General features: G+C 71.2%; 16 protein-coding genes. 5 read left to right on the forward strand and 11 right to left on the reverse strand.

Features of this window, described 5'->3' with window-relative positions; genetic code table 11:
- Window positions 1–9: 9 nt before the first annotated feature.
- The gene (locus tag IE246_RS14935; protein WP_189990965.1) at window positions 10–1,242 is read right to left on the reverse strand and encodes an N-acetylmuramoyl-L-alanine amidase; all 1,233 of its coding nucleotides are present in this window, start codon (window positions 1,240–1,242) and stop codon (window positions 10–12) included.
- A gap of 599 nt (window positions 1,243–1,841) precedes the next feature.
- Here IE246_RS14935 and IE246_RS14940 point away from each other — a divergent pair.
- Entirely contained in the window at window positions 1,842–4,583 is a 2,742-nt protein-coding gene (locus IE246_RS14940) for a ribonuclease E/G (RefSeq protein ID WP_189990967.1), read from the forward strand.
- Between the two features lie 130 nt (window positions 4,584–4,713).
- Here IE246_RS14940 and IE246_RS14945 read toward each other — a convergent pair whose 3' ends face one another.
- Both IE246_RS14945 and IE246_RS14950 read right to left on the reverse strand, forming a co-directional pair.
- A complete protein-coding gene (locus IE246_RS14945) occupies window positions 4,714–5,889 on the reverse strand; it encodes a pyridoxal phosphate-dependent aminotransferase (RefSeq protein ID WP_189990969.1) in 1,176 nt (391 codons plus the stop codon).
- Window positions 5,890–5,893: 4 nt separating this feature from the next.
- Complete coding sequence (locus IE246_RS14950) at window positions 5,894–7,447, reverse strand: gamma-glutamyltransferase (protein ID WP_189990971.1); 1,554 nt, start codon at window positions 7,445–7,447, stop codon at window positions 5,894–5,896.
- Between the two features lie 130 nt (window positions 7,448–7,577).
- On the opposite strand from IE246_RS14950, the gene IE246_RS14955 reads away from it, so the two are divergent.
- Together IE246_RS14955 and IE246_RS14960 are read left to right on the forward strand one after the other, a co-directional pair.
- The gene (locus IE246_RS14955) at window positions 7,578–8,918 is read left to right on the forward strand and encodes a M48 family metalloprotease (protein WP_229837152.1); all 1,341 of its coding nucleotides are present in this window, start codon (window positions 7,578–7,580) and stop codon (window positions 8,916–8,918) included.
- 29 nt (window positions 8,919–8,947) lie between these two features.
- Window positions 8,948–9,715, forward strand: coding sequence for a DsbA family protein (locus IE246_RS14960; protein ID WP_229837154.1), 768 nt, complete (start codon window positions 8,948–8,950; stop codon window positions 9,713–9,715).
- 6 nt (window positions 9,716–9,721) lie between these two features.
- Here the strand turns inward: IE246_RS14960 and IE246_RS14965 are convergent, their stop codons facing one another.
- From IE246_RS14965 to hppD, 8 genes are all read right to left on the reverse strand, one after another.
- The gene (locus IE246_RS14965) at window positions 9,722–10,990 is read right to left on the reverse strand and encodes an MFS transporter (protein ID WP_189990974.1); all 1,269 of its coding nucleotides are present in this window, start codon (window positions 10,988–10,990) and stop codon (window positions 9,722–9,724) included.
- Between the two features lie 10 nt (window positions 10,991–11,000).
- Window positions 11,001–11,648, reverse strand: coding sequence for a maleylacetoacetate isomerase (gene maiA / locus IE246_RS14970; RefSeq protein WP_189990976.1), 648 nt, complete (start codon window positions 11,646–11,648; stop codon window positions 11,001–11,003).
- 78 nt (window positions 11,649–11,726) lie between these two features.
- Complete coding sequence (locus IE246_RS14975; RefSeq protein ID WP_229837168.1) at window positions 11,727–12,545, reverse strand: phytanoyl-CoA dioxygenase family protein; 819 nt, start codon at window positions 12,543–12,545, stop codon at window positions 11,727–11,729.
- A 70-nt stretch (window positions 12,546–12,615) separates the two neighbouring features.
- On the reverse strand, window positions 12,616–13,140 hold the full coding sequence (locus tag IE246_RS14980) for a hypothetical protein (RefSeq protein ID WP_189990978.1): 525 nt from the start codon (window positions 13,138–13,140) through the stop codon (window positions 12,616–12,618).
- A 103-nt stretch (window positions 13,141–13,243) separates the two neighbouring features.
- A complete protein-coding gene (locus tag IE246_RS14985; protein ID WP_189990980.1) occupies window positions 13,244–15,235 on the reverse strand; it encodes a carbamoyltransferase C-terminal domain-containing protein in 1,992 nt (663 codons plus the stop codon).
- A 216-nt stretch (window positions 15,236–15,451) separates the two neighbouring features.
- On the reverse strand, window positions 15,452–17,443 hold the full coding sequence (locus IE246_RS14990) for a carbamoyltransferase C-terminal domain-containing protein (RefSeq protein ID WP_189990981.1): 1,992 nt from the start codon (window positions 17,441–17,443) through the stop codon (window positions 15,452–15,454).
- Window positions 17,444–17,584: 141 nt separating this feature from the next.
- Window positions 17,585–18,736, reverse strand: a complete 1,152-nt coding sequence (locus IE246_RS14995; RefSeq protein ID WP_189990983.1) for a homogentisate 1,2-dioxygenase — start codon at window positions 18,734–18,736, stop codon at window positions 17,585–17,587.
- Window positions 18,733–19,824 (reverse strand): 4-hydroxyphenylpyruvate dioxygenase, encoded by a 1,092-nt coding sequence (gene hppD, locus IE246_RS15000; RefSeq protein ID WP_189990985.1) that lies wholly within the window; start codon window positions 19,822–19,824, stop codon window positions 18,733–18,735. Before hppD ends, IE246_RS14995 begins: the two co-directional genes overlap by 4 nt.
- Window positions 19,825–19,931: 107 nt before the next feature.
- Between hppD and IE246_RS15005 the strand changes: the two genes are divergently transcribed.
- Window positions 19,932–20,489 (forward strand): MarR family winged helix-turn-helix transcriptional regulator, encoded by a 558-nt coding sequence (locus IE246_RS15005; RefSeq protein ID WP_229837169.1) that lies wholly within the window; start codon window positions 19,932–19,934, stop codon window positions 20,487–20,489.
- A gap of 229 nt (window positions 20,490–20,718) precedes the next feature.
- Window positions 20,719–21,118, forward strand: a 400-nt coding sequence (locus IE246_RS15010) for a hypothetical protein (protein WP_189990987.1), incomplete at its 3' end; no start/stop codon positions are given.

Raw genomic sequence — 21,118 nt, forward strand, 5'->3', positions numbered from 1 at the left:
GCACCGCGTTCAGCGGAACGCTGCCTGGATGCCCTGGAAGTAGTCGTCGATCGAGCGCGCCAGGCCCTCGGCGATCCGGTCGCGATAGGCGGCGCTGCTCAGGTTCTTGTAGTCGATAGGATTGGACAGGAAGCCGAGCTCGACCAGCACCGCCGGCACGTCCGGGGCCTTCAGCACCGCGAACCCGGCGAACCGGTGCGGCCGCCGCAGCAGCGGCGTGACGTGCCCCATCTCCTCGACCACGTAGGCCGCCAGCCGGGCCGACAGGTTCTTGGTCCGGCGCTGCGCCAGGTCGATCAGGATGTCGGTGACCTCCGGCGCCTGGTCCGACAGGTCGATGCCGGCGATGATGTCGACCTTGTTCTCGCTGGCGGCCAGCGCCGCCGCCTCATCGTCGGACGCGGTCTCCGACAGGGTATACACCGACAACCCGCGCAGCGACTTGTCGTCGATCGAGTCGGCGTGCAGCGACATGAACAGGTCGGCGCCGGCGCGCCGGGCGATGGCGATCCGGTCGCGCAGCCGGATGAACACGTCGCGGTCGCGGGTCATCACGACCTTGTAGCGGCCGGTCTCCTCGAGCCGGCGCGCCAGGGTCCTGGCGGTCGCCAGCACGATGTTCTTCTCGTAGTCGCCGCGTCCGAGGGCCCCCGGGTCGACGCCGCCGTGCCCGGGGTCGATGACGATGACCTTGCGCGGATCCGCGGACCGTGCGGAAGCCGGTCCCTGCGCCGGCGCCTCGATCGAGGGGGCGCGCAGGGCCACCCGCTTGGCGACCGACTCGTTCGACGCCGTCAGGAAGGCCTCGCGATCGGTCGGCACCAGATCGACGACCAGACGATGCCGGTTGCGGCCAGACGGCGGCAGTATGAACGACGACTTGACCGCCAGCGGCGCCGCCGCGTCGATCACCACCCGCGAGGTGCCCGGCTCGAACAGCCCGTAGCGCCAACCGGTAATCGCACCGACCCGCCGCGAATGGCCGCCATCCGGCAGCGCGAAGTCGACCTGCGGGAGATCGACGACGATCCGGTACGGATCCGGCAGCTGGAAGATGAAGTAGTCGAGCCGTTCGGACAGATCGAGCACGAACCGGATCTTGTCCGGGTGCACGCCGACCCGCAGATCGGTCACGCCGGGCTCGGCCCGCGCCGCCGAGCCGTGCGCCCCGACTGCGAGCGTCCCGGCCGCGATCGCTACCGCGACTGCGAACACCGCGAGAAACCGGCCGACTGCCGCCACCCGTCCGCTCCTCCGACAGAAACTCGCCGCAGTTTAGCCGACGGTCGACATGTGATGCAACGAAAAGAGTTGAGTTTCATTGGATTACAGCCGCTCCTTTGGGTTACACTTCAACCATGCCCGGTCGACGGGACCGGCAGCCATGCAGCAGCCGCTTGCCGCGGTCGCGAAAGAAACCGTTGTTCGGGTGCGGACTGGACAGTATGTTGCAATCGTTCCGGAAGACTGCGCGACCTGGGTTGACCCGACCGGTCGGCTCGGCGGTCGCCAGACCCACGGGACGAGCGACAGATCTTTTCGAACTCCGGCTGGACGGCGTCGCCGCTCCACCGGCGCAGGGCCAAACCGAGTGACACCTGCACTTCCGACCGGGACGGCGACGACCTCAACCCCGTCGCCCGCGCCGACGCCGACGAGCCTGATCGATACCGATCTCGGCGCGCGGAGCGGTGTGCGCTCTCCGGTCCGGACCCGGCTCATGGCCGGACTGCCTTCAACCCTATGCACCGCGCCCGCGGCCGCGCGTTCACGCGCCGCCGCGTTCCTCCGCTCCCGGCCGATCGGCCCCGGGCGGCGGCGCGCCACGGAGATTTGCCTCGATGACCAAGCGCATGCTCATCGATGCCACCCACCCGGAAGAGACCCGGGTCGTGGTGGTCGACGGGAACCGCCTCGAAGACTTCGACTTCGAAACCGCCACCAAGAAGCAGCTCAAGGGTAACATCTACCTCGCCCGGGTCACCCGGGTGGAGCCGTCCCTGCAGGCCGCGTTCGTCGAGTACGGCGGGAACCGGCACGGCTTCCTGGCGTTCTCGGAAATTCATCCCGACTACTACCGGATCCCGATCGAGGACCGCGAGGCGCTGCTCCGCGAGGAGAAGGCCCGTGCGTCCGAGGAGCTGGACGAGGACGCCGACGAGCCGGAGGTCCCGGACGAGCCCTCGGGCGAGGACGCCGAGTCGGACGAGGCCGCCGGCGAACCCCAGGCCCGCCCCGAGACGGTCGGCGGCGACCCGGTGGAGGAGGTCCGGCGCAAGCGCAAGTCGTCGGTCAACCGGCGCTACAAGATCCAGGAAGTGGTGGCCCGCCGGCAGATCATGCTGGTGCAGGTCGTCAAGGAGGAGCGCGGCAACAAGGGTGCGGCGCTCACCACCTACCTGTCGCTGGCCGGCCGCTACTGCGTGCTGATGCCGAACACCGCGCGCGGCGGTGGCGTCAGCCGCAAGATCACCCACGCCGGCGACCGCAAGCGCCTGAAGCAGATCGTCGAGGGCCTGGACGTGCCGGACGGCATGGCGGTGATCGTGCGGACCGCCGGCAGCGAGCGCACCAAGACCGAGATCAAGCGCGACTACGAGTACCTGCTGCGGCTGTGGGACGACATCCGCGAGACCACGCTGCAGTCGACCGCGCCTTGCCTGATTTACGAGGAAGCCAACCTCATCAAGCGGTCGATCCGCGACCTGTATGCCCGCGACATCGACGAGGTGCAGGTCGAGGGCGAGGACGGCTACCGGATCGCCAAGGACTTCATGAAGGCGCTGGTGCCGAGCCACGCCAAGCGCGTCCAGCCGTACCGCGACCCGCACACCCCGCTGCTGCACCGCTTCCAGGTGGAGAGCCAGCTCGACGCCATCCACAGCCCGGTGGTCGAGCTGAAGTCCGGCGGCTACATCGTGCTGAACCAGACCGAGGCGCTGGTCGCGATCGACGTCAACTCGGGCCGCGCCACCAGCGAGCGCAACATCGAGGAGACCGCCCTCAAGACCAACCTGGAGGCGGCCGACGAGATCGCCCGCCAGCTTCGGCTGCGCGACCTCGCCGGGCTGGTGGTGATCGACTTCATCGACATGGAGGAATCGCGCAACCAGCATGCGGTCGAACGCCGCATGAAGGAGGCGATGAAGTCCGACCGGGCGCGCATCCAGATCGGCCGTATCAGCCATTTCGGCCTGATGGAACTGTCGCGCCAGCGCCTGCGCCCGTCGCTGTTCGAGGCCAGCACCCAGGTCTGCCCGCACTGCAAGGGCACCGGCCACGTGCGCTCGACCGAGTCCTCCGCCCTGCACGTCCTGCGGGTCATCGAGGAGGAGGGCCTGCGCAACCGGGCGGCCGAGCTGGTGGTCTACGTCCCCGCCAGCGTCGCGCTGTACATCCTCAACCACAAGCGCGAGCGGCTGGCCGAGATCGAGCAGCGCTACGGCTTCAGCGTGCTGCTCGAGCAGGACGAGTCGCTGACCCCGCCGGACCACCGGATGGAGCGCCGGCGGCCGAAGACCGCCGAGGAACGGGCAGCCTTCCAGACCGCCGCCTCCAGCCTGCCGGCCCCGGTCGTCGAGGAGGACGAGGATCTCGTCGAGGAACCGGAGGACGAGGAGGAGGAGCGGCCGTCGGGCGGCCGGCGCGGCGAGCGCGGCTCCGACGACGAGCGTGGCGGACGTCGTTCCCGGCGTCGGCGTCGCGGCGGCCGGCGCCGCGGCGGCGAGGGAACAGCCGAGGAGCGCGCGGCCGAGACCGCATCGGAGGAGCTCGAGGGCGAGGCCGAGGCCGAAGGCGACGAGCGTCCTGACCGCGAGGAGCAGGCGGCGGAGTTCGAGGACGACGAGAGCGCCCGCAAGCGGCGGCGCCGCGGGCGGCGCGGCGGGCGACGCCGGTCGCGCCGGCGCGACGACGAGGCGACGACGGACGCCGGCGGCGAGGAAGCGACCGCCGACGAGGGAACGACCAGCGACGAGGGCGCGGAAGCGACCGAAGAGCCGGTCGCGGACACTGCCGCCGAGACCACCCCCGTCGCCGTCGTCGAGGAGCCGGCGATCGAAGCGCCGGGCGTTGTCGAGGAGACCGCCCCTGCCAAGCCGGAACCGGTCGAGGCCGAGGCGCCTGCCGAGCCCGAGACCGCAGTTCCGGCGGCCGCCGCCGAGGCGCCGGTTCCGGAGACGGTGACCGAGGCCCCGGCCGAACCGGCGGAGAAGCCGGCCAAGCCGAAGCGGGCCCCGCGCCGCCGCAAGAAGGCCGAAACCGTCGAGGTCCCGCCGGAGGAGACCCCGGCAGCGGAGGCCCCGGCAGCGGAGGTCCCGGCAGCGGAGGTCCCGGCAGCGGAGGTCCCGGCAGCGGAGGTCCCGGCAGCGGAAGTCCCGGACGAGGAGGTTGCAGCGGCTGAGGCGCCGCGGGCGGAAGACCAGCCGATCACCGGCGAGGCCGGCCAGGACGAGACCGTGGCACCGGAGGCGGACGCGACCGCCGCCGAGGCTCCCGCGGCCGAGCCGGTCCCGTCGCCGGTCGCGGTCAAGACCATCGACGCGCCGGTGGAGAAGCCGAAGAAGGGCTGGTGGCGCCGCTGACCGGCGGCACCGCGCAGGCAGACGCGAACCCCGGTCGGCGGCCGCCGACCGGGGTTTTTCGTGCCCCGAGGATACCCGACGACGCTACTGCGTTTCCGGTTGCACCGTTCCGGCCGCGATCCGAATCCGGTCAGCGCAGCCAGTCGCCGAGCCGACGGCAGGCCTCCGCCATGGTGTCGGTCGCCCCGGCGAACGAGAACCGGACGGTGGCGTGGCCGCGCGACGGATCGAAATCGACCCCCGGCGTGCAGGCGATTCCGGTCTCGGCCAGCATCCGCCGGCAGAACTCCACGCTGTCGTTGGTGTGGGCCGCCACGTTGGCGTAGACGTAGAAGGCGCCGTCGGCCGGCGCCAGGTCGTCGAGCCCGGCCTTCGGCAGCTCGTTCAGCAGGACCTCGCGGTTGGCCGCGTAGCGCGCCAGGTTGGCCTGCAGCTCGTCCTCGCACTCGAACGCCGCCTCCGCCGCGATCTGCGACAGGGTCGGGGCCGAAATGAAGAAGTTCTGCGCCAGGCACTCGACCGAGCGCAGCAGGTCCGCCGGCACCACCATCCAGCCGATCCGCCAGCCGGTCATCGAGAAGTATTTCGAGAAGCTGTTGATCACCAGCGCATCCGGGTCGGCCTCGAGCGCCGTCACCGCGCGCGTCCCGTACTCGATGCCGTGGTAGATCTCGTCGGAGATCAGGCGGACACCGTTGGCCCGGCACCAGCCGGCCAGCCGCTGCATCGCCGGGCCGTCCAGCATGGTGCCGGTCGGGTTCGACGGGCTGGCCACGATCACCCCGTCGATCGGCCCGGCATCCCCCGAATGGGCCGCTACCAGCCGCTCGACCGTCGGCTGGTAGCGGTCGGCCCGCTCGGTCGGCAGATCCACCACCTCGATGTTCAGGGCCTGCAGGATGTTGCGGTAGGCCGGGTAGCCGGGCGACGCCAGCGCCACCCGCGACCCGGCCTCGAAGGCCGCCAGGAAGGCGAGCTGGAACCCGGCCGAGGAGCCGGTGGTGACGGCGATGCGCTCGGCCGGCACCGACACCCCGTAGCGGTCCCGGTAGTGGCGGGCGATCCGCTCGCGCAGGCTCGGGATGCCGAGCGCCACGGTGTAGCCGATCCGGTCGGTGTCGAGCGCCCGGCGGGCGGCGTCGAGCACGCCCCGGGGCGCCGGCGTCGACGGCTGGCCGACCTCCAGGTGCAGCACGTCGCCGCCGGCCGCCTCGCGGGCGGCGGCGGCCGACATCACGTCCATGACGATGAACGGGGCGACCTGCCCGCGGGTCGACGGGCGCAGCTTCCGGGGGCCTTGGGTCATGCCGTCACTTCCCGCGTTCGAAGAATCCGAGTCCGCGCGACCGCGGATCGACGGCCGCTTCGCACCGCAACTCGCGCCGCGGAATGCCCTCCACGCAGCGGAAGCCGCTGACCCGGCCCAGTTCCGGCTGCTCGGCGAGCCGGTAGCCGACGCTTTCCAGGCCGCGACGCTGGTCGGCCGGCAGGGTAGGCTCGGCGGCCATGACGTCGCCGCCGCCGGCGTAGTGGGTGCGCGGCGCCGCTACGACGACATCCATGTGCTCCCGGAGCTCCCAGTGGTCGAGCGCGCTCCCGAGCAGCGCCGACAGTGCCGGCCGTCCCCCGGACGACGCCATCGCCAGGTGCAGCTGGCCGGTGCGGGTGTTGCCGACCACCAGCGCCGAGGCCCCCGGGCCGTCGCCGCCGGCGACCTCGGACCGGCCGAGCAGGAACCCGAAGCCGGGTGCGGTCCGGCCGGTTCCGAACGGTGCACCGAGCCCGATCGCGCAGCCGACCGCCAGACCGGCGCGATCGACCATGTAGAAGCCGGTGGCGCCCGAGCTCTGCCTGCCCTGCTCGCCCAGCGTGTCGGCGAGCCTGGCACGCGACGCCAGCAGGCCGCGACGCCTCGGGTCGTAGCCGGCCATGGCGTCCTGGGCCGCGTCATCGCTGACGGTCCTCGCCCCGGAGGCGACGACGCCGTTCGCCCGGGCCATCGCCTCGGCCAACAGGTGACGGCGCTCGGTGGCGTCGCCGTCGGTCCAGTCGGCCGCCTCGAACACCAGGGCCAGCGTCACCTCCGCCAGCGCGGAGTCGCCCAGGTCCTGACCGGCCACGGCCCACAGGTGATTGTCGTGCTCGAGTCCCTGGACCGTCGACCAGTCCGGCAGGGCGTCGCGCAACCGCGCCGGATCGATCTTGAAGCCGGCCCGCGACGCCGCCTCGACGAAATCCCGTGCCATCGGCCCGGCGTACAGCGCCCCGACCCCGTCGCCGCGCAGGCGGCCGAGGGTGGCCGACAGGTCGAGCTGGATCAGCATGTCCTGCTGGTTGAGCGGACGCCCCCCCGGCAGGAACGCCCCGGCCACCCGGGGATCCCCCGCCACCGCCCGGCCGTCGGCCGCCAGGTCGAGCGCGAACGCCCGGCTCACCGGCTCGCCGAAGCGCGCCAGGCGCTCGGCCTCGATCAGCAGTTCCTCGAACTTGGTGCGTCCGTAGCGGGCGTTGAGCGCGAACATGGCGCGCGGGCCGGTCGGCAGCGCCACCGTCGGGCCGTCGGTCGAGGCCGGCGTCGGGTAGAACGCCAGGCGCTCGAACCGCGGGGTCTTCGCCGGCTCGAACACCAGGCACGAGCCGGTCGCCCCCAGCCCGCCCGACGACGGCAGGGTGGCGGCGAGCGCGAAGTAGGCGACCACGGCGGCATCGGCGGCGTTGCCGCCGTTGACCAGCACGTCGCGCGCCAGCAGCGCCGCCCGCGGCTCCTCGACGGCCACCGAGCCGAAGAAGCCCTCGGGCACCTCCTTGGTGTCGGATCCCGCGCAACCGCTGAGCGCGAGCACCGCGATTGCCGCGACCGCCATGCTGATGACACGATCTCGCACGATTTTGCGAGTTTCGACGGCTCGGGTTTCCGGGCGTGCGGGCCGGCGGTAAGGTGCGCCGGCAACGAGACGGGCAACTATGGACATGCGCAGAACCGGTCGGTGGATCTTGTGCGTCGCTCTGGCGGCATTGCTTGCCCTGTCCAATTCCTCGGCGGCATTCGCCCAGGGCCGCAGCCTCATCCGCGATGCGGAGATCGAAGCTACCATCCGGGATTTCGCGACGCCACTGTTCCACGCGGCCGGCCTCGACCCCGATGCCATCGACATCTACATCGTCAAGGACGACACCCTGAACGCGTTCGTGGCCGGCGGTCAGAACCTGTTCCTCCACACCGGCCTGCTGCTGCGCACCCGCGACCCGCTGGAGCTGATCGGGGTGATGGCCCACGAAACCGGCCACATCGCCGGCGGCCACCTGGCCCGCACCGCCGACGCCATCGAGTCGGCCTCCAAGCTGGCGCTGGTGTCGACGATCCTCGGGGTGGCGGCAGCGGTGGCCACCGGCAACGCCGGCGCCGGCGCCGCGGTCGCGCTCGGCGGCGGCAACGTGGCGCAGCGCTCGTTCCTCGAGTACAGCCGGGGCCAGGAGTCGTCGGCCGACCATGCGGCCCTGTCCTACCTTGACCAGACCGGGCAGTCGGCCAAGGGCCTCGACGAGTTCCTGCGGACCCTGTCGGGGCAGGAGCTGCTGTCGGCCGCGCGCCGCGACCCGTACCTGAACACCCACCCGCTGTCCCAGGATCGGATCTCGGCGGTCGACGCGCATCTGGCGGACTCGCCGTATCGGGACAAGCCGGCGACCGAGGACCAGATCCGCCGGCACGCCCGCATGGTCGCCAAGCTGTACGCGTTCCTGAAGACCCCGGCGCAGACCTTCCGCAAGTACCCGGACACCGACACCGACCTGCCGGCGCGCTACGCCCGGGCGATCGCCTATTACGAGATCCCGGACTTCGACAAGGCCCTGACCGAGATCCGGACGCTGATCCGGGACTACCCGGACGACCCGTACTTCCACGAGCTCGAGGCGCAGATCCTGTTCGAGAGCGGCCGCCCGGCCGAGGCCCTGCCGGCCTACGAGGCGGCCCACCGGCTGGACCCGAAGAGCGGGCAGATCGAGGTCCTGCTGGCACGCTGCCTGCTGGCGCTGAACGATCCGGCGGCCGACGAGCGCGCCGTCAGGCACATGGAATCGGCGATCCAGACCGAGGACGACTGGTCGTCGGCCTGGCGCGAGATGGCGATCGCCTACGGGCGCGTCGGGCGGATCGGCGACAGTGCGCTGGCACTGGCCGAGCAGTTCGCCCGCGAGAACAAGTGGCGCGAGGCCGAAGGCCAGGCCAAGCGCGCCCAGGCGCAGCTGCCGCAGGGCTCGCCGGCCTCGCTGCGCGCGCTCGACCTCGAGGAGCTCGCCAAGCGCGAGCAAGAGAAGAAGAGAAGCGGCTGACCGCCGTCCCCATCCGGAGAGACCCAACGATGCGATCCGTCCGCCTTCCGTCCGCCGCCCCGATGCTGGGCGCCGCCATGCTGGCAGCCTTCCTGACCGCCGCCACCGCGGCGCCCGCGGCGGAGCCGTTCACGCCCGAGCAGAAGGCGGCCGTCGAGGCGATCGTCCGCGACTACATCGCCCGCAATCCGGAGCTGGTGCTGGAGGCGATCGCCGCCATCGAGGCCAAGCAGAAGGCCGAGAAGGAGAACGCCGTGCAGGCCGCCCTGGCGGCCCATCGCGACGTCCTGGAGCGCAGCAAGGACGACCCGGTGCTCGGCAACCCGGACGGCGACGTCACCGTCGTCGAGTTCTTCGACTACCAGTGCGGCTACTGCAAGTCGATGGCCGGGCCGATGCGCGACCTGATGCGCAGCGACGGCAAGATCCGCTGGGTGATGAAGGAATTCCCGATCCTCGGCCCGGAATCCGCGGTGGCGGCGCGCGCCGCGCTGGCCGCCGCCCGCCAGGGCAAGTACGAGCCGTTCCACTTCACCCTGATGGGGCTGCGCGGCCGCTTGAGCGAGCCGGCGATCTGGCAGGCCGCGGCCGAGACCGGGCTCGACCTGGACAAGCTCAGGAAGGACATGGCCGACCCGGCGATCCAGGCGACCATCGACGCCAACTACCAGCTCGCCGAAGTGCTGCAGATCCAGGGCACGCCGGCATTCACGGTCGGCCGCACCGTGATACCGGGTGCCGCGCCGAAGGAGCATCTGGCCGAGCTGGTGCGCCGGGTCCGCGCCGGCGGCGGCTGAGGGCGGTCAGCCCGGCGCCTTCGGCCCTTCCGGCTGGCCGGCATAGATCCCGGCGGTCACGACCAGGACCGCGATCACCGTGGCGAACACCAGGCGGAAGCCGGTCTCCGGCGCGCCGCCGGTCGCCGCGACCATGTCGATCACGGCGCCGGTGCCGGTCTGCAGCACGAACACCCCGGTCAGGCCCATCAGGCTGATGCAGGTGATCGCCCGGCCGGCGCGGCGCTGCGGCACGAACCGGCGGGCGTGGGCCGCCAGGATCACGAACAGCGGGGCGGCGCAGCTGAACACGAACAGCAGCACGCCGGCGACCGGCAGCGGCGCTGTCGGCCACGCTGCCAGCACGCCGAGGCACACCACCTCGATCGCCACGCCGGTGAGCACCACCCGCCGCCGCGACGTGGCGATCCGGTCGAGCACGCCGTAGCCGTAAGTCCCGACGTGCAGGGCGATCACCAGCAGCAGCAGGGCGACCGAGGCCTCGGTGTGGCTGAGATGCTGGACCTGCGCGAAGTACGGGCCGGCCCACAGCCCGCCGATCGTCATGAACGGCGCAGTGAAGCAGACCCCCATGATGAAGATGCGGCGCAGCTCCGGCATGCGCATGACCTCGACCAGCCCGGCGACCGACTGGGCCAGGGTCTCCTTCGGGCCCTGATCGTCGGCGTCGCGGCTGTCCGGGCCGTCGCGCACCAGCAGGTGGATCACCAGCATCAGCAGCGCGGTCATTACCGCCAGGACCAGGAAGCTGCCCTGCAGCCCGACACGCTCGAGCGCCAGCGCCAGCGGCGTGGTCGCCAGCACCCCGCCGATGCCGCCGGCGATCCCGACCAGGCCGGCGGTCGCCTGGCCGACCCGGTCCGGCGGCGCCCATCCCATGGCGATCAGGTAGACCGCGGTGATCACCCCGCCGTGGCCGACTCCGATCGCCACCCGGCCTGCGACCAGCACCCAGGGGTCGCTGGCCAGCGCGAACAGCAGGATGCCGGCGAGCGCGATCAGCCCCAGCACCATCAGGGTCCGGGTCGGCCCGATCCGGTCGAACAGGATGCCGGTCGGCAGCTGGGCGGCGGCCGAGCCGAAGAACATCGCGCCCATGACCGTGCCGATGTCGGTCGGCGACAGGCCGCGCTCGGAGCCGAGATAACTGGCGAGCACGCCGCCGCCCGAGCGGTTGATCTGCACGAACACGAAGAACACGCCGAGGATCAGCAGGATGCGCCGCAGCGAGCGGCGTCGGTCGGCAGAGTCCGCCTCCGACGGGGTCTGGGTCATCGCGGGCGGCTCACTCGGCGTCGGGCTGGCGCGACGGGTGCGCCGCCTGGAACGCCTCGAGCGCGTCGCAGGCCTCGGCGATCCGCCGGATCGTCGGGTACGGGGTCAGGTCGAGGGCGTGGCGGGCGCTGTTGAACACCTGCGGCACCAGGCAGACGTCGGCGAGGCCCGGCGCGTCGCCATGGCAGAACCGGCCGGTGCGCGGGTCGTCGGCCAGCATCCGCTCGAGCGCCCGGAAGCCCTCGGCGATCCAGTGGTTGTACCAGGCGACCATCGCCTCCTGGCTGCAGCCGAGCGGGCCCTGGATGTACTGCAGGACCCGCAGGTTGTTCAGCGGATGGATGTCGCAGGCGACGGCGGCGGCGAGCGCCCGCACCCTGGCCCGCTCGACCGCGCCGTCCGGCAGCAACCGAGGCGTGTCGGGATACGCCTCGTCCAGGTATTCCAGGATCGCCGGCGACTGGGTCAGCACGGCGTCGCCGTCGACCAGGGCCGGCACCATGCCCTGCGGGTTCAGCGCCAGGAAGGCGTCGGCGCGCTGCTCGCCCTTGCGCAGGTGGACCGAGACCCGCTCGCAGGCGAGCCCCTTGAGGTTGAGGGCGATCCGCACGCGGTAGGCGGCGGACGAGCGGAAATAGCCGTGCAGGACGCGGGACATGGGGGCTTCCTCGGATGCGCGCGGCCGGGCGGCCGTCTTTGCCGCCAGCCTAGCCCGACTTGCCCCCCGCGCAAGCCCTCAGCCGCGCACCATCGGGAAGTCCTCGCCGCGCAGCCTGTCGCCGTGCGCCAGCCGGACGTCCGGGAACGGCGGCGAGACCTCGCCCTGGCGCTTCACGAACACCACGTCGTCGCCGCAGTAGCGGGCCGCGAAGGCGCGGCGGCGGGCACCGCTCTGCAGGTTGCCCGGGGCGCCGTGCACGGTCAGGAACGAGAACGCGATGGCGTCGCCCGGCTCCAGGTCCCAGCCCAGGATCTCGTACTCGCCGCGCTGGGCGTCGATGTCCGGCAGCGGCTCCAGCTCGGCGTCGGCCCGGTCGTAGGCCTGGCCCTTGAACTTGGTCGGCATGAAGCGCTTGCCCCATTCGTGCGAGCCGGCGACGAACTCGACGCAGGTCGCGCGCGGCACCGGGTCGAGCGGCACCCACAGCGAGACGGTCTGCCGGCCCTCGACGCAGTAGTACGGCAGGTCGTGGTGCCAGGGCGTGCGCTCCTCGGTCGCCGGCTCCTTGACCAGCACGTGCTCGTGGAACAGCACCACTGTGCGCGATCCCATCAGCTCGGCCGCGAGGTCCGGGGCCGGCGAGTTCTTCAGGAAGTCCTCGTACTCCGGGATCCGGCGCCAGTTGCAGTAGTCGCCGAAGAAGTGCCCGGGCCTGCCCTCCGGCGTGTAGCCCTTGGCGTAGATCCCGGGCTCCGCCATGTTGCGGGCGACGCCGTCGCGCAGCTCGGCGATCCACTCGGCGGAGAACACCCCGCGCAGCGCCACCGCGCCGTCGCGCCGGAACGCCGCGACCGTCTCCGAGTCCAGCATCGATTCGACCTGTGCCGCCGTCATCGCCATCTCCGTGCTTCGTCCGCGGCGATGGTAGACGGGGCGCGCCGGCGCGTCACCGGTCGACCGATGCTCAGAACCCCTGCAGCTCGTTCAGCAGCTTCTCGATGTTGGCCTTGATCGAGCGCTCGTTCGCGACCTTCAGGCGGATCACCGCCGCCACCGAGTCCGACATGCGGCCGGTGCCGACCGCGGTGACCGGGTACGACCGCTCCGTCCCCTGCCCTCGCAGCGTGTAGTTGACCGTCGAGGTCACGTCGAAGTCGAAGCCGATGAACGGCTGGTCGAGCGACATCAGGTTGGCGTCGAGCGAATACGACGCCCGGTCGGCCGATGGCGCGAGGTAGCCGTAGGCCCGCAGGCTGTTGGTCAGGGCCTGCCGGAACGACTCGTTGTCGACCTGCGAGGTCCACAGCGGGTTGGTCTCCTGACCGCCCGCGACAGTACCGACAGACATCGCCCCGGCCAGCCGCGGATTGGGCTTCGCTTGCCCGTACGGAACCGCCGTCATCGCCCCCGGCGAGGTGTTCGACGAACATGCCGTCACCAGCAGCGGAATCACCACCGCGACGAGCGCTGTCAGGATCGACCGCATCATTCCCCCCTGTCCGACCTGGAGCCCCCACGCCGCGGGCCGCCCCTACCGACTCACGGAATACGCGAGGCAGCCGGCCACCGCAACCGCCGGACCGGTCACCGGATCAGCCGCCGCGGCGAGTGACCTTGACCCCGTCGACGTAGACCGCGTCGACCTCGGTCGTGGCCAGGAACCGCAGCGCGTCCCCGGGGGTCTCGACGATCGGCTCGCCGGGGCCGTTGAACGAGGTGTTCAGCACCACCGGCACGCCGGTCTCGGCGTCGAACGCCTCGACGACGCGGCGGAACTGGCCGGTGTCGTCGGCCACCGTCTGCACCCGCGCCGAGCCGTCGACATGGGTGATCGCCGGCAGCCGGTCGTTCCGGACCTGGGCCGTGAACAGCATGTGCGGCGAGTTCGACGGCCCGCCCCGGAACCAGTCGCCGGCGCGCTCCTTCAGCACCGCCGGCGCGAACGGCCGCCAGACCTCCCGGCGCTTCAGCTCGTTGACCCGCCGCCAGTTCGCCGCCGGCCGCGGGTCGGCCAGCAGCGAGCGGTGGCCGAGCGCCCGCGGGCCGATCTCGCTGCGACCCTCGAACCAGCCGACGATCGCGCCCGCGGCGACCGCCCGGCCGGCGTCGGCGGCGGCATCGACACGGTCCTCCGCCACGAGGTCCTCGCCATGGGCGGCCAGCGCCCGGTCCAGGTCGGCGCGGGTATAGGCCAGTCCGCGGTACGCCGACGCCGAGCCGCCATGGCCCTGGCTCTCGCGGGCGACGTCGAACACGTCGTGCACCACCGCCTGGGCGGCGCCGACCGGCAGCCCGGAATCGTCGCAGGCCGGCGCGATCAGCACGTCGCGGAACGCTCCGTGATCGTGCACCAGGGTGTTGGCCGGGCAGTTCAGCGCCCCGCCGCCGCCGAGGCACAGGGTCGGGACCGGGAACCCGGCCCGCGCCAGGCCGACCGACAGGCTCCGGGCCGCCAGCAGGCTGCTCTGCTCGAAGATCCACTGGGCGGACGCCGCGAGGTCGACGCCTGCCCGCCGCAGGTCGTTGCTGCCGCGGGCATCCGGGTCGACGCCGTCGATCCAGGCGTCCGGATCGTCGTAGAGCCCGGGCAGGAGCTCTTGCATGCGTCGGTGCATCGGCTCGAGCACCGTGTACAGCGAGGTCTTGGTGCCGTGGGCGTAGGATTCCCCGAACACCTCGTAGGCATTGCCGACCATCGCCTGGTCGGCGAACCGCGCCCGGCCGTACGGCGCCAGCCCCATGAGCTTGCCCGCCCCCGACCCGTGGCCGAGCTTCAGCCGTTCGGCGGTGCGCTGGTACAGGTGGCCGTGAATGTTGTAGTTGGGCCCGATCGTGACGAGCCGGTTGCCCTCGCCATAGGCGTAGATGCCGCCGACATAGCCGAGGTCGTGACGGAATACGTCGCCGTTGTCGAGGGTGTGGACCGCCGCCCGGTCCGCGTCCGACTGGTAGAACGCGTAGGCGGCGTGGGCCAGGTGGTGCGGCACCAGCAGCCCCGGCTTGGAGACGCCGTCGAGCGTCACCCGGATCGGCATGTAGCCCTGGTGCATCTCCTTGAGTTTCGGAATCCGCGCGCACCAGTTGCCGAGAGACTGCTGGTCGTGCGGCTTGTGCCACCAGTCCAAGTAGTACGGCCACTCGAAGCACCACAGCGCGTCCCGCTCGTGATCGAGTCCGGCGACGTCGTCGACCAGGTACTCGGAATAGGCGCCGCCGTGGATCCGGGGAACCACGTCCGCCAATCGCTTGAGGGCCAGCGGCTGGTTCAGCGCCGCCGTCGCGTATTGCCGGATCTCCGGCTTGAACGGAAACCGTGCGAGCGCGTTCAGATCGTAGTCGAAGCGGAACCTCTCCTGCTCCACGAACAGATAGGGCCAGGACTGGCAGGTGGCGATCGCGACCACGTCGACGTCGCTCCACGCCAGCCCGAACCGCTGCAGCGACTCGTTGAGGAAATCCGCGGTGACGAGGGCGCAGCGCTTGTGGCGGGCCACCCGCTCGCGCTGGATCAACCCGCGGAGGTGGCCGTCCTCCACCACGGCGACGCCGGCGTCGTGGGCAACCGAAAGACCGAGGCAAAGCATGTCTGGGGGGACCTACCTAGTTCGAAACGCGACCACACGGACCGCTGCCTCAATACCCCAGCCATCCCGTCGGTTCGACGGAAAACCGAGCGTCGGTCCCGGGCGCCCTCGGTTCCCGTCGGCGACCGCCCCGTACCGGGCCGGGCGCCCCGGTCCCGACCGCATCGCGTATCCCGACACCGCCGCGGCCGCCGCGTCGCCGGTCAGCCGGTGTCGTCAGCCGCCGCGACGGGTGACCTTGACGCCGTCGACGTAGACCGCGTCGACCTCGGTCGTGGCCAGGAAGCGCAGCGCATCTTCGGGGGTCTCGACGATCGGCTCGCCGGGACCGTTGAACGAGGTGTTCAGCACCACCGGCACGCCGGTCTCGGCGTCGAACGCCTCGACCACGCGGCGGAACTCCCCGGCGTCGTCGGCCACCGTCTGCACCCGCGCCGAGCCGTCGACATGGGTGATCGCCGGCAGCCGGTCGCCCTTCACCTGGGCGGTGAACAGCATGTGCGGCGAGTTCGATGGCCCGCCCCGGAACCAGTCGCCGGCGCGCTCCTTCAGCACCGCCGGCGCGAACGGCCGCCACGCCTCCCGGCGCTTCAGCTCGTTGACCCGCCGCCAGTTCGCCGCCGGCCGCGGGTCGGCCAGCAGCGAGCGGTGGCCGAGCGCCCGCGGGCCGATCTCGCTGCGGCCCTCGAACCAGCCGACGATGGCGCCCGCGGCGACCGCCCGGCCGGCATCGGCGGCGGCATCGACACGGTCCTCCACGACCAGGTCCTCGCCATGGGCGGCCAGCGCCCGGTCCAGGTCGGCGCGCGTATAGGCCATGCCGCGGTATGCCGACGCCGAGCCGGCATGGCCTTGGCTCTCGCGGGCGATGCCGAACACGTCGTGCACCACCGCCTGGGCGGCCCCGACCGGCAGCCCGGAATCGTCGCAGGCCGGCGGCACCAGCACCTCGCGGAACGGCCCCTGGTCGTGGATCAGCGTGTTGGCCGGGCAGTTCAGCGCCCCGCCGCCGCCGAGACACAGCACCGGCGCCGCCAGACCGGCCGCCGACAGCGCCGACGCGAAGTCGCGGGCATCCTGCAGGGCGTTCTCCTCGAAGATCCACTGCGCCCCGGCCGCGAGGTCGACCGAGAGCCGGCGCAGCGCGGAACTGCCGAGCGCATCCGGGTCGACCCCTTCGATCAGGGCATAGGGGTCGTCGTACATCAGCCGGCACAGCTTGGCCGCCCGGCCGTGCAGGGGAGCCAGAACCGCGTCGCGCGCCGCCTTCCGGCCGAAGGCGTAGTCCTCGCCGAACACCCGGAACGCGTTGCCGATCCCCGAGCGGTCGGCGAACCGCTGCCGCCCGTAGGGCGCCAACCCCATCAGCTTTCCGGCGCCGGCGCCCGACCCGAGGCCGAGGTTCTCGGCGGTCCGCTGATACAGATGGCCCTGGATGGCGAAGGTCGGGCCGATCGGCACGAGGCGCGTCCCTTCGCCGAGCGCGTAGATACCGCCGGTATAGCCGGTATCCCGATGCGCGGTGTCGCCGTTGTCGATCGTGTAGACGGCCGCCCGCTCGGCATCGGACTGGTAGAAGGCATAGGCCGCGTGCGCCAGGTGATGCGGCACCAGCAGCCCGGGCTTCGACACGCCGTCCAGCGTGACCCGAACCGGCATGTAGCCGAACCGGGTCCCCCGAACCTTCGGCACCTGCCCGCACCAGTCCGGCAGGGCCGAGCCGTCGCCCGGCTCCATCCACCACTTCGGGTGATAGGGCCACTCGCGGCACCACAGGACGCCGCGCTCGACGTCGAGGGCTCCCAGGTCGTCCTTGATGTATTCGCCGTAGCTGCCGCGCTGGATCTGCCCGGCGGCCCGGCGTGCACGGTCCCACCCGGTGGTGATCCGGCAGCTCCGGGCCATCGCCGCGCGGACCGGACCGGCAACCGGAAGGCTGTCGGCGACGGTTTCGTCGTACTCGAACCGGAAGCGGTCGGGGTCGACGAACAGGTAGGGCCAGGCCTGCGTGGTGGCGATCGCCACCGTGTCGACGTCGGCCCACGCGATCCCGAATCGAGCCAGGGTCTCCGAGAGGAAATCCGCGGTCATCAGCGCACAGCGCTTGTGACGCTCGACCCGCTCGCGCTGCACCAGCCCCCGTACCGCGCCGTCCTCCACCACCGCGACGCCGGCATCGTGGGCGACGCTCAGGCCGATACAAAGCATGGATCCGAACTTTCCTGCGACGGGAACGGGCACCGTGGTCAGCGGTGCTTATCGCATCCCCGCCGGGCAAACGAGCCCCAAACCCGCACCGGCACCGGAAAACCGGAACTCCGGGTGTCTATCGGGCCGGTTCGCCCTGCCTCACTCGGCGGCGTCCTGCTTCGGCATCCAGGAGTTGACGTAGGCGTGGTTCTCCACGCCCTCGGGCAGCGGGCCGATCTCCAGCGCGTCGCGGGTGTCGAGCATCACGGCGTACTCGTCGGTCTCGGCCCGGCGCGGCGTGAACGCCCCCTGCAGGGCCTTGGGGTGCGGACCGTGGGTGAAGCCGCAGGGATGGAAGGTGACCATCCCGCGGTCGATGTTGTCGCGGCTGAAGAAGTCGCCGCGATGGTAGAACAGCACCTCGTCGTAGTCGTCGTTGTTGTGGAAGAACGGCACCTTGAGGGCCGCCGGATCCATCTCCATCGGCCGCGGGCAGAAGGTGCAGATCACGAACCGCTTCGCCACGAAGGTGGTGTGGGCCGAGGGCGGCAGGTGATAGCGGTGGCTCATCAGCGGCCGGAAATCCTCGACGTTGATCTTCACCGGCATCATGTCGCCCTTCCAGCCCACCGCGTCGAGCGGGTTGAACGGGTAGGTGACGGTCGAGATCGCGTCGCGTCGCTTGATGTCGACCTTCCAGACCTCCTCCTGGCCGTCCGGGGTCTGCTGGGCCCGGAACGCCTCGTCCATGACCGGGGTGTCGAGCATCGCCGGGTCGAAGATCGCGTGGTGGCCGACCAGCCCCTTGTCCGGCAGGGTATAGCTGTCGTTGGTCGCCTCGATCATCAGCACGTCGGCGTCGCCGTCGAACTCGGTGCGCCACATGGTGCCGCGCGGCAGCATCACGTAGTCGCCGGGCCGCACCGTCAGCCGGCCGAAGTCCGAGAACAGCGAGCCGCTGCCGTCGTGCACGAACAGCAGTTCGTCACCGTCGCCGTTGCGGGCCAGCCGCTCCATCTTCCCGGACGCCCGCCAGTACCGCATCTTGACGTGGGCGTTGTGCAGCACCGTCGCCGCCTCCCATGGGGAGCTCGGCCGGTAGTTCAGCCTGTTGAGGTCGAAGGCGCGCGGCCGCAACGGGCCTTCCCAGTCGATCCAGGCGGTCGGCGGGCGCTTGTGGTAGAGATGCGCCGCCGGGCCGAAGAAGCCCTCCTTCGACATCTCGCGCTCGTAGGTCCCCTCGGGCAGGTCGGTGTGGGCCTGGCGCGACGCCGTGCCCTCGACCTTGGACAGGCGGATGTAGTCCCTCATCCCTTGAGCACCCCGCGCTTGATCTGGTCGCGCTCGATCGATTCGAACAGCGCCCGGAAGTTGCCCTCGCCGAAGCCCTCGTCGCCCTTGCGCTGGATCAGCTCGAAGAAGATCGGGCCGATCACCGTCTTGGTGAAGATCTGCAGCAGCCGGCCGCCGTCCTCGGTCGGCGCGCCGTCCATCAGGATGCCGCGCTCCTTCAGCGCCGCGACGTTCTCGCCGTGGCCCGGCAGCCGCTCGTCCAGCATCTCGTAGTAGGTGGCCGGCGGCGCGTCCATGAAGCCCATGCCGAGGCCGCGCAGGCCGTCGACCGAAGCGACGATGTCGGTGCTGCCGAGCGCGATGTGCTGGATGCCCTCGCCCTTGTACTGGTCGAGGTATTCCTGGATCTGGCTCTTGTCGTCCGACGACTCGTTGATCGGGATGCGGATCCTGCCGCACGGGCTGGTCATTGCCCGCGACTTCAGCCCGGTCAGCTTGCCCTCGATGTCGAAGTACCGGATCTCCTTGAAATTGAAGAGCTTCTCGTAAAACTCCGCCCACACGTCCATGCGCCCGCGGTGCACGTTGTGGGTCAGGTGGTCGATGTAGGTCAGCCCCACGCCCTGCGGCTGCTGTTCCTCGCCCGGGATCGGCACGAAGTCGACGTCGTAGATCGTGCGGTCGCCGTAGCGGTCGACCAGGTAGATCAGGCTGTCGCCGATGCCATGGATCGCCGGGATGTTCAGTTCCATCGGCCCGACCTTGCCCTGGAACGGCCTGGCGCCCAGCGCGATCGCCCGTTCGTAGGCGGCGGCCGCGTTCCTGACCCGGAACGCGATCGCGCAGCAGGACGGCCCGTGCACCTTCGCGAAGGCCTGGGCGAAGCTGTCCGGCTCGCCGTTGACGATGAAGTTGACGTCGCCCTGGCGGTACAGGGTCACGTTTTTCGACCGGTGCCGGGCGACCGGCCGGAACCCCATGGTGGTGAACAGCTTGTCCAGATCCGCGACGTCGGGCGCGGTATACTCCACGAACTCGAAACCGTCGGTCGCCATCGGATTCTCGGCGGTGCCCTGCGGCACCGGCGGATAGGAGGTCTGGGCCATCGAAACGCTCCCTGCGCGACGACGACACCGCCCGCCGAGACGCGGTCTCGCGCAGCGGGCGATGTCGTGTTAGTTTCATCTGCAACCAAACTGGACATTAGTTTCATTTGAAACCATCTGCAAGCCCCCTCGACGCGTCGACTGCCGAGGAGCCCGACGGCGACCGGGAGACCTGCTCGGGTACCGACCCGGAGACCGGTGTCCTGGTGCTCGACCGCTTCCTGCCGTACCGGCTCAGCGTGCTCTCCAACACGGTGTCGCGGTCGATCGCGCGGCTCTATGCCGACCGCTTCGGGATCACCATCCCGGAGTGGCGGGTGCTGGCGATCCTCGGCGATTCCGGGCCGAGGACCTCGGCCGAGATCTGCGGCCGCACGGCCATGGACAAGGTCCAGGTCAGCCGGGCCATTCAGCGCCTCATGTCGGCCCGGCTGGTCAGCCGGCGCACCGACCCGGCCGACCGGCGCCGCGCTACCATCGCGATGACCGCGAAGGGGGCCGCGGTGTACCGGGAGGTCGTGCCGTTGGCGCTGTCGCGCGAGGCGATCCTGCTGGACGGCTTCACCGCCGAGGAGTGCCGTCTCCTCGACCGATTGCTCGACCGGCTGGCCGACCGCGCCGGTGCCCTCGCCGGCCCCGACGACGGAGCCGGCGGCGGCGCCTGACCGCGGGGACGTCCGGCGCTACGCGCCGAGAGCGCAGGACCCCGTTCCAGTACGCTCCGGCCCGTCGGCGGGCATTTATCGGCAACCCGAAAACTGACCGAGATCAATGAACTGCAATAAGATTCTGGCCGAAACTCCACAACAGCGGGTAGAATACAGGCGACCATACATTCCAGAATCATGGCGTGGCCCTCGGGCTATGGCCACGTCGACCTTCGAGGAGGGGGCCATGAAGAGCATTCGGACGGGCGTGGCGGCGTTGTTTATTGCCTCGATGCTGAGCACGACGATTGCCTCCGGCACTGCATCCGCGCAGACCGCAACCCCGGCGGCGACACCCTCGAGCGGGTTGGACGGCTACTGGTTGCTGGCAGTGGGAACCGGCGTGGTCGCCGGAATCGTGGTGGCGACCGTGCTGACCGATGGCGTGATTCTTCCGGTCTACGCCTGGGCGACCGCCGCCGAGGGAGGCGGCGGGATGCTCGCCGGCGGTATGGGCGGAGCGCGCGCCGGCATGGGCGGCATGGCCGCCGGTGAGGGTGCCGCCGTCGCCGCCGGCGCGGCAGAGGGCGCGGCCGCCGGCGAAGGCGCGGCGATGGCCGCTGGCGGGGCGCGCGCCGGCATGGCGG

The sequence above is a fragment of the Thalassobaculum fulvum genome (assembly GCF_014652915.1).
Lineage (GTDB): Bacteria > Pseudomonadota > Alphaproteobacteria > Thalassobaculales > Thalassobaculaceae > Thalassobaculum_A > Thalassobaculum_A fulvum.

Bases quoted from the DNA above. Each gene is read 5' to 3' on its own strand.
- IE246_RS14940 (WP_189990967.1), top strand. From the start codon at position 1,842: ATGACCAAGCGCATGCTCATCGATGCCACCCACCCGGAAGAGACCCGG.
- IE246_RS14945 (WP_189990969.1), bottom strand. From the start codon at position 5,889: ATGACCCAAGGCCCCCGGAAGCTGCGCCCGTCGACCCGCGGGCAGGTC.
- IE246_RS14950 (WP_189990971.1), bottom strand. From the start codon at position 7,447: ATGGCGGTCGCGGCAATCGCGGTGCTCGCGCTCAGCGGTTGCGCGGGA.
- IE246_RS14960 (WP_229837154.1), top strand. From the start codon at position 8,948: ATGCGATCCGTCCGCCTTCCGTCCGCCGCCCCGATGCTGGGCGCCGCC.
- IE246_RS14965 (WP_189990974.1), bottom strand. From the start codon at position 10,990: ATGACCCAGACCCCGTCGGAGGCGGACTCTGCCGACCGACGCCGCTCG.
- maiA (WP_189990976.1), bottom strand. From the start codon at position 11,648: ATGTCCCGCGTCCTGCACGGCTATTTCCGCTCGTCCGCCGCCTACCGC.
- IE246_RS14975 (WP_229837168.1), bottom strand. From the start codon at position 12,545: ATGACGGCGGCACAGGTCGAATCGATGCTGGACTCGGAGACGGTCGCG.
- IE246_RS14980 (WP_189990978.1), bottom strand. From the start codon at position 13,140: ATGATGCGGTCGATCCTGACAGCGCTCGTCGCGGTGGTGATTCCGCTG.
- IE246_RS14985 (WP_189990980.1), bottom strand. From the start codon at position 15,235: ATGCTTTGCCTCGGTCTTTCGGTTGCCCACGACGCCGGCGTCGCCGTG.
- IE246_RS14990 (WP_189990981.1), bottom strand. From the start codon at position 17,443: ATGCTTTGTATCGGCCTGAGCGTCGCCCACGATGCCGGCGTCGCGGTG.
- IE246_RS14995 (WP_189990983.1), bottom strand. From the start codon at position 18,736: ATGAGGGACTACATCCGCCTGTCCAAGGTCGAGGGCACGGCGTCGCGC.
- hppD (WP_189990985.1), bottom strand. From the start codon at position 19,824: ATGGCCCAGACCTCCTATCCGCCGGTGCCGCAGGGCACCGCCGAGAAT.